This is a genomic window from Niallia yueguangensis, assembly GCF_052663115.1.
This window is the reverse complement of record NZ_JBQTCX010000006.1, coordinates 53,865-66,826: the sequence shown is the minus strand read 5'-3', so window position 1 is coordinate 66,826 and position 12,962 is coordinate 53,865. Positions and strand designations below refer to the sequence as shown.

The 12,962-nt window shown below is 36.0% G+C and carries 14 protein-coding genes; 13 read left to right on the top strand and 1 reads right to left on the bottom strand.

What is annotated here, in order from left to right; genetic code table 11:
* Positions 1–147: 147 nt before the first annotated feature.
* Positions 148–777: a uracil phosphoribosyltransferase gene (upp, locus tag ACTYA4_RS07510; protein ID WP_443480943.1), complete on the top strand. Its 630-nt coding sequence runs from the start codon at positions 148–150 to the stop codon at positions 775–777.
* A gap of 470 nt (positions 778–1,247) precedes the next feature.
* On the top strand, positions 1,248–1,868 hold the full coding sequence (locus ACTYA4_RS07505; protein WP_443480944.1) for a nuclease-related domain-containing protein: 621 nt from the start codon (positions 1,248–1,250) through the stop codon (positions 1,866–1,868).
* 207 nt (positions 1,869–2,075) lie between these two features.
* On the opposite strand, the gene ACTYA4_RS07500 is transcribed toward ACTYA4_RS07505, so the two are convergent.
* Positions 2,076–2,198 carry a hypothetical protein gene (locus ACTYA4_RS07500; RefSeq protein ID WP_443480945.1) on the bottom strand — a complete coding sequence of 41 codons (123 nt, stop codon included), beginning with the start codon at positions 2,196–2,198 and terminating at the stop codon, positions 2,076–2,078.
* Positions 2,199–2,308: 110 nt separating this feature from the next.
* Here ACTYA4_RS07500 and ACTYA4_RS07495 point away from each other — a divergent pair, with 110 nt between their 5' ends.
* The 11 genes from ACTYA4_RS07495 (at position 2,309) to ACTYA4_RS07445 (ending at position 12,853) form a co-directional block, all read left to right on the top strand.
* Positions 2,309–4,525 (top strand): S8 family serine peptidase, encoded by a 2,217-nt coding sequence (locus tag ACTYA4_RS07495; protein WP_443480946.1) that lies wholly within the window; start codon positions 2,309–2,311, stop codon positions 4,523–4,525.
* A gap of 531 nt (positions 4,526–5,056) precedes the next feature.
* On the top strand, positions 5,057–5,446 hold the full coding sequence (locus ACTYA4_RS07490) for an ATP synthase subunit I (protein WP_443480947.1): 390 nt from the start codon (positions 5,057–5,059) through the stop codon (positions 5,444–5,446).
* Between the two features lie 6 nt (positions 5,447–5,452).
* Entirely contained in the window at positions 5,453–6,175 is a 723-nt protein-coding gene (atpB, locus tag ACTYA4_RS07485) for a F0F1 ATP synthase subunit A (protein ID WP_443480948.1), read from the top strand.
* A gap of 69 nt (positions 6,176–6,244) precedes the next feature.
* Entirely contained in the window at positions 6,245–6,457 is a 213-nt protein-coding gene (gene atpE, locus ACTYA4_RS07480) for a F0F1 ATP synthase subunit C (protein WP_443480949.1), read from the top strand.
* A gap of 106 nt (positions 6,458–6,563) precedes the next feature.
* Entirely contained in the window at positions 6,564–7,097 is a 534-nt protein-coding gene (locus tag ACTYA4_RS07475) for a F0F1 ATP synthase subunit B (RefSeq protein WP_443480950.1), read from the top strand.
* On the top strand, positions 7,094–7,630 hold the full coding sequence (locus ACTYA4_RS07470; RefSeq protein ID WP_443480951.1) for a F0F1 ATP synthase subunit delta: 537 nt from the start codon (positions 7,094–7,096) through the stop codon (positions 7,628–7,630). Before ACTYA4_RS07475 ends, ACTYA4_RS07470 begins: the two co-directional genes overlap by 4 nt.
* 24 nt (positions 7,631–7,654) lie before the next feature.
* Positions 7,655–9,163, top strand: a complete 1,509-nt coding sequence (gene atpA, locus ACTYA4_RS07465; RefSeq protein ID WP_443480952.1) for a F0F1 ATP synthase subunit alpha — start codon at positions 7,655–7,657, stop codon at positions 9,161–9,163.
* A gap of 32 nt (positions 9,164–9,195) precedes the next feature.
* Positions 9,196–10,056 (top strand): ATP synthase F1 subunit gamma, encoded by an 861-nt coding sequence (atpG, locus tag ACTYA4_RS07460; RefSeq protein ID WP_443480953.1) that lies wholly within the window; start codon positions 9,196–9,198, stop codon positions 10,054–10,056.
* A 146-nt stretch (positions 10,057–10,202) separates the two neighbouring features.
* Positions 10,203–11,618, top strand: coding sequence for a F0F1 ATP synthase subunit beta (gene atpD, locus ACTYA4_RS07455; RefSeq protein ID WP_443480954.1), 1,416 nt, complete (start codon positions 10,203–10,205; stop codon positions 11,616–11,618).
* A 21-nt stretch (positions 11,619–11,639) separates the two neighbouring features.
* Positions 11,640–12,047, top strand: coding sequence for a F0F1 ATP synthase subunit epsilon (locus ACTYA4_RS07450; RefSeq protein WP_443480955.1), 408 nt, complete (start codon positions 11,640–11,642; stop codon positions 12,045–12,047).
* Between the two features lie 569 nt (positions 12,048–12,616).
* Positions 12,617–12,853 carry a DUF1146 family protein gene (locus tag ACTYA4_RS07445; RefSeq protein WP_443480956.1) on the top strand — a complete coding sequence of 79 codons (237 nt, stop codon included), beginning with the start codon at positions 12,617–12,619 and terminating at the stop codon, positions 12,851–12,853.
* Positions 12,854–12,962 lie beyond the last annotated feature (109 nt).

Here is a 12,962-nt window from a genome sequence, read left to right as displayed (position 1 = left end):
GATAATCTTGAGGTTTGCTTTTTTATTTTTCCTGACTAAAGGCGTTATATATAAATGAAACATACTATTTGTTGATTCGTTCCTATTTTTTCTGTAAAATAAATAGAAGTGTGTTTTGGAAAAAAAGAAGGAAACGGAGTGAACGTTGTGGCAAAAGTATTTGTATTTGATCACCCACTTATTCAGCATAAGCTTACATACATTAGAGAAGTTCAAACAGGTACAAAAGAATTTAGAGAATTAGTAGATGAAGTTGCTACATTAATGGCTTTTGAAATCACTCGTGATATGCCTTTAGAAGAGATCGAAATTCAAACACCTGTAAGCAAAACAAAATCAAAAGTACTATCTGGTAAAAAATTAGGCATCATCCCTATTTTACGTGCCGGTATCGGAATGGTTGATGGAATTTTAAAACTAATTCCAGCTGCAAAAGTTGGACATATTGGTTTATACCGTGATCCTAAAACATTAAAACCAGTAGAATATTATGTAAAACTTCCATCAGATGTGGAAGAAAGAGATTTTATCGTAGTAGACCCAATGCTTGCTACTGGCGGATCTGCAGTAGAAGCGATTAACTCGTTAAAAAAACGCGGCGGAAAAAACATTAAATTTATGTGTTTAATCGCTGCTCCAGAAGGCGTTGAGGTGCTGAAAGAAGCACATCCAGATGTAGATATTTATATTGCAGCATTAGATGAAAAGCTAAACGAAAAAGGATATATAGTACCAGGTTTAGGTGATGCAGGAGACCGCTTGTTTGGTACAAAATAATATAGATTAACTTTTAAAGCCTGTCACTTATATAGAGTGACAGGCTTTTCTTTTTTTTAAATGAGAACCTTGCCGGACGAAGCAGGAATCCCGCCGGATGAGGTAGGGGATTCGCCGGACGAAGCAGGAATCCCGCCGAACGGGAGAAGAAATCCGCCGGACGAAGAAGGAACCTCGCCGGATGAGAGAAGAAATCTGCCGGACGAAGAAGGAACCTCGCCGGAAAGGAGCAGCCCTCCATCTGATGAAGAATGGAATTCACCTCAGGAAAGAACAATAGATTTGATCTAAATTAGACAATCTTGTGAACATATAAGGATGTTTACTGTATATTATGAAAAAAATGATAAAATGAAATATCTCCTCTTCTTTTTTCCTTTCCTTCTGCTTTAATTCCTTGTTTTATATGTAATTTCATTTGAAAAATCCATCTGCTCAACCTCAAAATTTCTTCCAAAGGAGTATTTTATATGATTTTAAAAGAACGAAAGGAACCGATTAAATTATTGCAAGTTAAAATGTTGTTAATGAGGGCTAAAAAACATCCATCACATCCTAAAATAAAAGTCGATTATGCCAAAAGGCTTGCGGGATATAAAGGAGAAAGGAATGTAGATTATTATTTAAAGTTTTTACCAAGTGATAAGTTTGATATATTTCACGATGTTACGATAAAAATAGAAGGAATGACCGTTCAAATTGATACATTAATCATTTCTTTACATGTTATTTTTATACTAGAAGTGAAAAATATTGCTGGTACATTGTACTTTGACCAGCGGAAAAATCAACTTATTCGGACCTATCAATCAAAAGAAGAGGTATTGCCAAACCCATTTTTACAAGTGAAAAGGCAGGCTTTTTTGTTTAAAAGAAGGTTGGAAAGTAAAAACATTAATAATTTTCAAGTGGAAAATTTTATTGTTATTAGCAATCCATACACAATTCTTAAAACAAATGAAGAGGATCGCAAATTTTTTGATAGAATGGTTCAACCAGAAGCGATTGTTGAAAAAATAGTTGAAAATATGAAGAGATATGAAAAAATAAAGTCCCTGAACAATCAATTAAAAAAGCATATCCCTTGTTAATACGGCAAACAAATTGTATAAGTAAAGAAATTTTTCTCCAATATAACATTGAGTTTAAAGATATCGAGAAAGGGGTGATGTGTGAAAAATGTTTATCTTTTTCCATGGTGAGAACAAAAGGAAAGTGGATTTGTCCAAGCTGTCAATTTGTTTCGAAAAATGCGCATATTCAAGCAATCATTGACTATTTGCTAATCAACACTACAATTACAAATCAACAATGTAGAGATTTTCTTGTAATATCATCTGAGCATATTGCAAAACATTTACTGCGCTCCATGAAGCTTTCATATGTTGGAAAAACAAATACTCGTAAATATTTCCTGTCATAATAAATCCCCTCCTCACACATATTTTTCCCTTTAAGTGAAACGATAAGCTATACCCTTTATCATAAATTCTCCAAATTTTATTTCAGTAAAGTATAAAGGAGATCCAACATGAAAAAATTCATCATACTAATAGCCTTATGCACGCTCCTATGGACAAATAATACACATGCCATCTCAATAAATCTCCCATCTATTCCAAAGGAAAACTTTAATGAAAGAAAAATAGCAATTGTTAAAACAGAAAACCCTTTTTCGAGTAAAGAGATAGACCAGCTTTTACAGTCTTATAAAACGATAAAAAAACGCAATGTTTTTCATGAAGTTTTCAACGGGTTTTCTGTGGAGGGATCGATTGCTGAATTGAAAATATTAGCACGAAACCAATTAGTTGAAATGGTTTCGCCTGTACATACTTATAAGGTAGAAACCGAAAATCCGGTGCAGTTAATTGGAGCAGAATTCAAAGAAAATATTAATCGAACATATAAACAGTTGACCGGAAAGGGGGTAAAAGTTGGGGTGATTGATACAGGGATTGATTATAAGCATCCTGATTTAAAGGCAAATTATAAAGGAGGATGGGATTTTGTAGATCGTGATAAAAACCCGATGGAAACAGTTGGGAAGGGAACGAGAAATACACTGCATGGTACACATGTTGCAGGTATTATTGCCGCAGATGGAAAAATAAAAGGGGTTGCTCCGCAAGCAGAAATTATTGCTTACCGAGCACTTGGTCCAGGCGGATCTGGAACGACAGAACAAATACTAGCAGCTATTGAACAAGCGATAAAAGATAAAGTAGATATTTTAAACCTGTCATTGGGTAGTGAAATAAATGGGCCGGATCTCCCTATTAGTTTAGCTTTAAATAAAGCGGTAAAAAAAGGGATTATTGCGGTTGCTGCAGCAGGTAATTCGGGACCTTCTGAATGGACAGTAGGTTCTCCTGGTACAGCAAGTAAAGCAATTTCTGTTGGAGCTTCTACCCCATATATGCAAATAGCTTCTATAAAAATAAATAATAAATCCCTATTTTTAACTAGTATGAAACAGAGCGAAAGCTGGAGAAAGTCTAATTTAATGGAAGTAGTTAGTGCAGGACTTGGGAAGAAACAAAATATAAAAAATGTAGATGGGAAGATGGTGTTATTAGAAAGAGGGGAATTGACTTTTACAGAAAAGGTCATGAATGCGTATAAAGCTGGAGCAACAGCTGTGCTGATTTCTAACAATATCGATGGTCCTCTTATCGGAAGCTTGGAAAAAGAAATTCCTATTCCTGTTGCGGGAATAACAAAAGGTGAAGGAGAAATCATTAAACAAAAACTCAAAAACGCTCCTTTATATGTACGTGTTGAAACAAAATGGGAAAAAGATCTACTAGCTGATTTTAGTTCAAGAGGCCCTGTTACTAATAGTTGGGAAATAAAACCAGATGTGCTTGCTCCAGGGGTTGTGATAAATAGCACAGTTCCAGGTGGATATATGTCCCTTCAAGGAACCAGTATGGCTGCACCCCATGTAGCAGGAGCATGTGCCTTGATATTGGAAGCCCATCCTAATTGGACCCCGGAAGAAGTAAAAGCGGCTCTTATGAATACGGCAAAACCAATGATGAATCGAGAAGGAAAGAGATATAAAGTATATGAACAAGGAGCGGGAAGAATTCAAGTGAAAGAGGCCATTAGAGCTAATATACTCATCATGCCCGGCTCTATTCGATTTGGGAAATTCCGGTTTGTTGACCATCTCCATGAGCATACAGCGTATATAAAAGTAAAAAATGTCGGAGAGACAATAGAACAGATCTCCTTTTCTATACCAAAAAAGAAAGACGGCATTACTTGGGAGATGCCCTTTTCCTTTCGTTTAGAAAAGGGGGAAACAAAAAATGTACCGATTAGCATGATGGTGGATAGTGAAGTTTTTAAAGAGAATCTTCAAGATGGTACATTAGAAATAAGGGCAGGAAAACAACAAATACATATTCCTTATTTATATGTACTAGAAGAACCGAACTACCCAAGAATAATGGGATTCGACCTTATAAAAGATAACAAAGAAAACACATATAAATATGAAGTGTATTTACCTGGTGGAGCAGAGGAGTTTGGCATCGCCTTATTTGAAAAAGAAAGTTTACAGTTTGCCCAATTTCTAGATTGGAAAAAAGATGTTAGAAGAGGGATGATAACATCTAAAATTAAAGAAGAGAACATACCAGATGAAGGGGAATATATAGTAAAAGTATTTGCACGAAAATCCGGAAAAGAGGACATCATTAGTTCATATTTGTCTATTGGACCATGGAAATCAAAATGACATATGATATATATAGAAGAAACGCAACTTTGAGGGGAACCGTAATAATGATAGAGTTTTCCTAAATGAGTATGTGTTTCTTCTATAAATTCGGTCTATATTTATAAAAATTTAAAAAGTATGTGAATAAATTCTCTAATCTATAAAAAAATAGTTATTTCATGTTAAAATAAATAATGTTAAAACAGGTACTTATCAATAGCCACTTTTTTGTAACATTCCATGCTCTTTTTTTGAAGTATCCGTTTTCAATAATAGTATCATGAATATATTGTGAAATATATGATTGTAGCGTTTCAACACTATTAATACTAATTGACATTGACATTGGCTTATTGTATGCTTACAAAGGGAAGAATGGCAGGGTTTTCAGCTTAATTTTTCATTTAATTTAGGCGATTTTAAGAGATTGCTTTGTTTTTATGAGGTTTTTCTTTTTCTAATATGTTTTCACTAGAAAGTAGAGCTTTAGACACTGACATTTGACTAAACAGTTTTGCAGAAAGAAAGTGATCAGGAGATTGGCTAATTATGCTTGAAATTAGACTGATGCTATCAAGACAAGGTAGATACATATCTGTTTTATTGTCTTTATATTTAATAGGGTGGGCTTTGACCCCGTTCCAGCCGGTTTTTTTAGGGCTGATTATTGGAACTGGTTTAAGCTTTTTTAACATGTTTTTACTAGTAAGAAGAATGGGGAAGTTTAATACAGCAATTGATAAAGGAAAAAAAATATCCTCGTTAGGCATGCTGTCAAGAATGGCAACCGCTATACTTGGAGTAGCATTGGCGATGGAATTTCCTGAACATATTCATCTTATTAGTGTGGTTATTGGATTAATGACTTCTTATGTAGTCATTATGATAGATTTTATATTAAATACTATTCAAACAGGTAGTAACAAAAAAGAGAGGTGAACATGATTGGAACATAAAGAACCGATTTACCACTTGTTTGGCATCGATTTTTTGCAGTTTAATTTAGCAAATGTAATGATGATTACCATTGCAAGTGCAATAGTATTAATTATAGCAGTACTTGCAACACGAAAGCTGGCCCTAAAGCCTACTGGACTCCAAAACTTTATGGAGTGGGTAATGGACTTTGTAAAAAATATCATCAACAGTACAATGGACTGGAAAGATGGTGGGAAGTTCCATATTTTAGGTATCACGCTTATATTTTATATTTTTGTCTCAAATATGTTAGGATTGCCTTTTGCCATTGTAATAAATGGGGAGCTTTGGTGGAAATCACCGACAGCAGATCCAACTATTACGTTAACACTAGCAGTGTTGATTATTGCTCTCACTCATTATTATGGTATTAAACAAAAAGGATTTAAAGAATATTCTAAAGGTTTCTTCAGTCCAATGAAGTTTTTATTTCCTTTAAAAATCATAGAAGAGTTTGCAAATACACTTACTCTTGGATTACGTCTCTACGGTAACATATATGCAGGTGAATTGTTGCTATCCCTTTTAGTAGGATCATTAGCAGCTACAGGAACAGCAGGCTTAATAGCTGCCATTCCGTTAACACTTGTATGGCAAGGTTTTTCGATATTTGTCGGTACAATACAGGCATACATCTTTACAATGTTAACAATGGTTTACATGTCTCATAAAGTTAGTCATGACCATTAATATATACCCTTTGTTACAAAAGGTGAAACTAAAAAATAACTTATGTTTATAAATTAGGAGGAAAAAATAATGAATCTTATAGCAGCAGCAATAGCAATCGGTTTAGCAGCACTTGGAGCAGGTATTGGTAACGGATTAATCGTAGGTCGTACAGTAGAAGGAATTGCTCGTCAACCAGAAGCGCGCGGTTTACTACAAACAACAATGTTCATCGGTGTTGCCCTAGTAGAAGCACTACCAATTATCGGCGTAGTTATTGCATTCATGGTTTTAAACCGTTAATTCATAATGTTATCTTATGCGGCGAAGACAATCTTCTATAAGAACTTCGCCTTTCCTTTATGTCCTAAAATGTAATAATGGTTGAGTATTGAAGGGAGTGAACCAAGTGTTATTGAACAATTTAGTTCTGGGAGCTGCAGAAGCTGCATCTCATGAAGGTATAAATTATGGAGATATTATCTTACAGCTCGTTGTTTTTATCGTTCTTCTTTTTTTGTTAAAGAAATTAGCTTGGGGCCCATTAATGGGAATCATGAAACAAAGGGAAGAGTTCGTAGCAAACGAAATTGAAGCAGCAGAAAAAAGCCGAAAAGATGCTGCGAACGTTTTAGAAGAGCAACGTGTATTGTTAAAAGAAGCGCGTGTAGAAGCGCAAAATTTAATGGAAAATGCAAAAGCTCAGGCAAATGCACAAAGAGAACAAATTATTGCAGATGCAAAACAAGATGCAGAACGTTTAAAGAGCTCTGCTTTGCTTGAAATTGATCAGCAAAAAGAAAAGGCTGTTGCAGCTATTCGTGATCAAGTATCGTCACTATCTGTATTAATCGCTTCAAAGGTTATTGAAAAAGAATTAAATGAACAAGATCAAGAGAAGCTGATAAATGATTATATACAAGAGGTAGGCGAAAAACGATGATGGATATAGGAGTTTCAAAGCGATACGCTTTAGCCCTTTTCCAAATCGCAAAAGAGAACGGTAACGTAGATCAATTGGAAGAGGAAGTTCGTGTTGTAAAAACATTTTTTACTGCTTCATCTGAATTACATCTGATTTTAAAATCTCCTAATATTTCATTGGAGAAGAAAAAAGAGTTAGTAAAGAATGCTTTTGCTCAGGCAAGCAGCTCTTTACAAAACTTATTGATGTTATTGATAGATCGTCACCGTGAAGACTATATTGCAAGTATATGTGATCAATTTTTATTTTTAATAAATGAAGAAAAAGGGATTGCAGATGCAAAAGTCTACTCTGTACGACCATTATCAGATGATGAAAAAAGTGCAATTTCCGCTGCTTTTGCAGTAAAAGTGGGTAAAACATCGCTTAATATTGAAAATATAGTAGATTCCAATCTTTTAGGTGGAATAATTGTTCGAATCGGAAATCAAATTTTTGACGGTAGCTTGCAAGGCAAACTAGATCGTCTACAACGAAAATTATTAGGATAGTATTTCTAGATAGGGGTGAAACGCATGAGCATCAAAGCGGAAGAAATTAGTGCTCTTATAAAAAAGCAAATCGAAAATTATCAATCGGAAGTTCAAGTTAGTGAAGTCGGTACAGTTATTAGTATTGGTGATGGTATCGCACGTGTTCATGGGCTGGACAATTGTATGGCTGGCGAGCTGGTTGAATTTTCAAATGGTGTGATGGGCTTAGCGCAAAACTTAGAGGAAAGCAATGTTGGTATCATTATTCTTGGACCTTTTGCGGATATTCGTGAAGGAGACGAAGTTCGTCGTACGGGCAGAATAATGGAGGTTCCTGTAGGAGAAGAATTAGTTGGTCGTGTAGTAAACTCACTTGGGCAGCCAGTTGACGGACTTGGTCCAATTAATGCTAGCAAAACAAGACCAATTGAATTTCTTGCACCAGGTGTTATGGATCGTAAATCGGTTAGTGAACCGCTTCAAACAGGAATTAAAGCAATCGACGCGCTTGTTCCAATCGGACGTGGACAGCGTGAATTGGTTATTGGTGACCGTCAAACAGGTAAAACATCTGTAGCAATCGATACAATCTTAAACCAAAAAGACCAAGATATGATTTGTATCTACGTTGCAATTGGTCAAAAAGAATCAACAGTTCGTAATGCGGTTGAAACTCTTCGTAAGCATGGTGCATTAGATTACTCTATCGTAGTAACTGCATCAGCGTCTCAACCAGCTCCGTTACTATACTTAGCTCCATATGCTGGTGTAGCAATGGGAGAAGAATTTATGTATAACGGCAAACACGTGTTAATCGTGTATGATGATTTATCTAAACAAGCGTCTGCTTATCGTGAGCTGTCACTATTATTACGTCGTCCTCCAGGCCGTGAAGCATATCCAGGGGATGTATTCTACTTGCATTCTCGTTTATTAGAACGTGCTGCAAAATTAAGTGATGCAAAAGGTGGCGGATCTATTACAGCTCTTCCATTTATTGAAACACAAGCGGGTGACGTATCTGCGTATATTCCAACAAACGTAATTTCGATTACAGATGGACAAATTTTCTTGCAGTCTGATTTATTCTTCTCTGGTGTTCGTCCAGCTATTAACGCGGGATTATCTGTATCACGTGTAGGTGGATCAGCACAAATTAAAGCGATGAAAAAGGTTGCAGGTACATTACGTCTTGACCTTGCATCATACCGTGAGTTAGAATCATTTGCTCAATTTGGTTCTGATTTAGATAAAGCGACACAAGCTAAATTAAATCGTGGTGCGCGTACAGTAGAAGTACTAAAACAGGATTTAAATAAACCATTAAAAGTCGAAAAACAAGTTGCTATTTTATATGCATTAACACGTGGATTCCTTGATGATATTCCAGTTCATGATATTAGACGATTTGAAGAGGAATATTTAAATTGGTTAGATCACAACCGTAAAGATTTGTTAGATCACATCGTGTCAACAAAGGAACTTCCAGCTGACGATGATATGGCAGCTGCTATTAACGAATTTAAAAAATCGTTTGTAGCTTCTGAATAAGAAGACAAACTTATGATTGGTGGTGAGAACCGTTGGCATCATTACGTGATATAAAATCTCGTATAAATTCTACAAAAAAAACGAGTCAAATAACCAAAGCCATGCAAATGGTTTATTCAGCAAAAATGAACAGGGCTGTATTAAATGTTAAATCGTTTGCCCCATATATGACGAAAATCGAAGAGGTCACTCATTCTGTTGCATTAGGAGGATCGGCTGCAGCACATCCTATGCTTCAAAATCGACCAGTCAAAAAAACAGGATACATTGTTATTACATCGGAACGTGGACTAGCAGGCGCTTATAATAGTAATGTTTTAAGAAAGCTTGGCCAAACAATTAAAGAACGTCATCAATCAAAAGATGAATATGCGATAATTGTTGTCGGCAGATTAGGTCGCGATTTCTTAGTGAAACAAGGGTATAATGTTGTTTTGGATGTAATCGGAATACCAGACCTGCCTGATTTTTTAGATATAAAAGATGTAGCTAGCAAATCAGTAGGAATGTTTGCGGATGGTACATTTGACGAGTTAAATATCTACTATAGTCATTATGTAAGTGCTATTCAACAAGATGTAATAGAGAAGAAAATTCTTCCTCTAACAGATTTAGGTAGCACTGCAACGAAGCTTACTTCTTATGAGTTTGAGCCATCAGCAGAAGAAATATTGGATGTTTTACTGCCGCAATATGCTGAAAGCTTAATCTATGGTGCATTGCTCGATAGTAAGGCAAGTGAGCATTCTGCAAGGATGACGGCAATGAAAAACTCAACAGATAACGCGAAAGAAATAATTGATAATTTAAGTTTAGTATATAACCGTGCACGCCAAGCAGCGATTACACAAGAAATTACCGAAATTGTTGGTGGAGCTGCTGCATTAGAATAGTTCCTTTAAAAAAAGGAAAAAGGTTGTTTCATAACAAAAGACTATCTACTCCATTATACATTTCATTAACAATAGAAATGTATAATGGGTAGCTAGTCTCTTGTTTGGACACCCTTGTTTTAAGAGAAAGTTTAGGAGGGAAAATAATGAGCTTAGGACGAGTTCTTCAAGTAATGGGACCAGTTGTTGACGTTAAGTTCGACGGAGGATATTTACCTGATATTAATAACTCATTAAAAGTAGTTCAAACTGCTGGTAGTGATGCGAATGTCGAATTAACGCTTGAAGTGGCCCTTCATTTAGGTGATAACACAGTTCGAACTATTGCAATGTCTTCTACAGATGGAATTACTAGAGGTACACAAGTAGAGGATTCTGGTAAGCCAATTTCAGTTCCTGTTGGGGACGTTACACTAGGACGTGTATTTAATGTTTTAGGAGAAACAATTGATTTAGATCCAAAAATTCCTGCGGATGCAAGACGTGATTCTATTCATAGAGAAGCTCCTAAGTTTGAACAGCTTTCAACACAAGTTGAAATTTTGGAAACTGGTATTAAAGTTGTAGACTTACTTGCCCCTTATATTAAAGGTGGGAAAATTGGATTGTTCGGTGGAGCGGGAGTTGGTAAAACCGTTTTAATCCAAGAATTAATCAATAATATTGCACAAGAACATGGTGGTATCTCTGTTTTTGCTGGAGTTGGAGAGCGTACACGTGAAGGAAATGACCTTTACTTTGAGATGACTGATTCTGGTGTTATCAAAAAAACAGCGATGGTATTCGGACAAATGAATGAGCCGCCTGGTGCCCGTATGCGTGTTGCATTAACAGGATTGACAATGGCAGAATACTTCCGTGACGAACAAGGTCAGGACGTATTATTCTTTATCGATAACATTTTCCGTTTTACTCAAGCAGGTTCAGAAGTATCAGCCCTTCTTGGCCGTATGCCTTCAGCGGTTGGGTACCAGCCAACACTTGCTACTGAAATGGGTAAACTGCAAGAGCGTATTACATCTACTAGTGTAGGTTCTGTAACATCTATTCAAGCAATTTACGTACCAGCGGATGACTATACAGATCCGGCTCCTGCTACAACATTTGCTCACTTAGATGCAACAACAAACTTAGAGCGTAAACTAACAGAAATGGGTATTTATCCAGCGGTTGATCCGTTAGCATCAACATCTCGTGCATTATCTCCAGAAATTGTAGGAGAAGAGCACTATAGTGTTGCACGTCAAGTACAGTCAACATTACAACGTTACAAAGAGCTACAAGATATCATCAGTATCCTTGGTATGGATGAGTTAAGTGATGAAGATAAACTAGTTGTACACCGTGCAAGAAGAGTTCAGTTCTTCTTATCACAAAACTTCCATGTTGCTGAACAGTTTACAGGTCAAGCAGGATCTTATGTACCAGTAAATGAAACAGTAAAAGGATTTAAAGATATTTTGGAAGGAAAATACGATAATCTTCCAGAAGATGCATTCCGTCTTGTAGGACGTATAGAAGAAGCTGTTGAGAATGCAAAAAAAATGGGTGTTGAAGTTTAAACATAATCAGGAGGGGTAGAAATGAAGACGATTAAAGTCAATGTAGTAACTCCTGATGGCCCGGTGCATGAATCAGACGTTGAAATGGTTATCGCAAAAGCAGAAAGTGGAGAATTAGGGATACTTGCAGGGCATATTCCAATGGTAGCACCCCTAAAAATTGGGGCAATTCACTTGAAAAACGGGAAGTCTTCTGAATATATTGCTGTAAATGGCGGTATTTTGGAAGTGCGTCCAGAACAAGTAACAGTGCTTGCTCAGTCTGCTGAAACTGCGGAAGAAATTGATTATGATCGTGCTTTACGAGCTAAGGAGCGTGCCGAAAAAAGAATACATGAACAAAAAAATGAACATGTAGATTTTAAACGTGCTGAACTTGCTCTTAAACGTGCAATGAATCGTATATCCATTGTTGAAAAGAAATATTAATAATGATAAATACCTCTCTATTGTTTACCATACAATAGAGAGGTATTTTTTATCGGACAGGAAAAGATAATATAAAAAATATACAGTTTAATTTATGTTCTCTGTTAAATTCCATGGGTGATTTTCTAAAGGCTATTTTCTCAAAGGTTGTTGTTTTTTACGTGGAAAAAATGGGAGAAGAAGTACTTAACAGACTGAATACACGTAGACTCCTGTGGGAATGCGAGAAAGACGAGACCCCATAGGAGCGTATGCGACGAGGAGGCTCGACGCTCGCTAAACGGACGAAGTGTATTCAGGCTGCGCGTTTAAAAGCAATAATCTATACGAAAACAGCCTTTTCAAAAGGTCAGGAAATTCACTCCCTTTCCGCGGACGAACTGGCAAGCCGTCTTGCTTAGATCGTTTTTTCACAGGAGTCTCGCAGATTCTCTTCCCATAAACAACATGATCGTTAAACGGAGCTAATTAATAAGAAAAATAAAAAAAGATGAAACCTTTTTAGCAGTTAACTCGTCAAATAAGAGTTAGTACATAAGGAATCGTTTTAGATTGGGGGATGTGTCTAGTTGATTTCAAATTTCGGACAGCAAGCGTTACTTAGTATCATCGCTCATGTTATTTTTATTGCATTAGCATGGTGGGCATTACAATCCTTAAATTTTGATAAATTCCTTCGTGCAAACAAAGTTTTTCAAGCGAGAGTATTATATGTATTATTGTCTATTATTATTGGTTCCATTATTAGTAATTTCTTCTTAGATTATTTAACATGGTCGCAGCAATTGCCATTAATTATGCAATGAACTGCATAAAAAGCATAAAATATAGGTCTTCATACATGTTTTCATTTGGGGTGTTTTTCTGTACAATTCAAATTGCGTGTGTATAAAAAATAGTATGTCTATTACTAAA

Excerpts from the sequence above, each read along its gene's own strand:
- ACTYA4_RS07500 (WP_443480945.1), bottom strand. The coding sequence starts at position 2,198 with ATGACAGGAAATATTTACGAGTATTTGTTTTTCCAACATATGAAAGCT.
- ACTYA4_RS07470 (WP_443480951.1), top strand. The coding sequence starts at position 7,094 with ATGATGGATATAGGAGTTTCAAAGCGATACGCTTTAGCCCTTTTCCAA.
- ACTYA4_RS07505 (WP_443480944.1), top strand. The coding sequence starts at position 1,248 with ATGATTTTAAAAGAACGAAAGGAACCGATTAAATTATTGCAAGTTAAA.
- atpA (WP_443480952.1), top strand. The coding sequence starts at position 7,655 with ATGAGCATCAAAGCGGAAGAAATTAGTGCTCTTATAAAAAAGCAAATC.
- ACTYA4_RS07490 (WP_443480947.1), top strand. The coding sequence starts at position 5,057 with ATGCTTGAAATTAGACTGATGCTATCAAGACAAGGTAGATACATATCT.
- atpD (WP_443480954.1), top strand. The coding sequence starts at position 10,203 with ATGAGCTTAGGACGAGTTCTTCAAGTAATGGGACCAGTTGTTGACGTT.
- ACTYA4_RS07450 (WP_443480955.1), top strand. The coding sequence starts at position 11,640 with ATGAAGACGATTAAAGTCAATGTAGTAACTCCTGATGGCCCGGTGCAT.
- ACTYA4_RS07495 (WP_443480946.1), top strand. The coding sequence starts at position 2,309 with ATGAAAAAATTCATCATACTAATAGCCTTATGCACGCTCCTATGGACA.
- atpE (WP_443480949.1), top strand. The coding sequence starts at position 6,245 with ATGAATCTTATAGCAGCAGCAATAGCAATCGGTTTAGCAGCACTTGGA.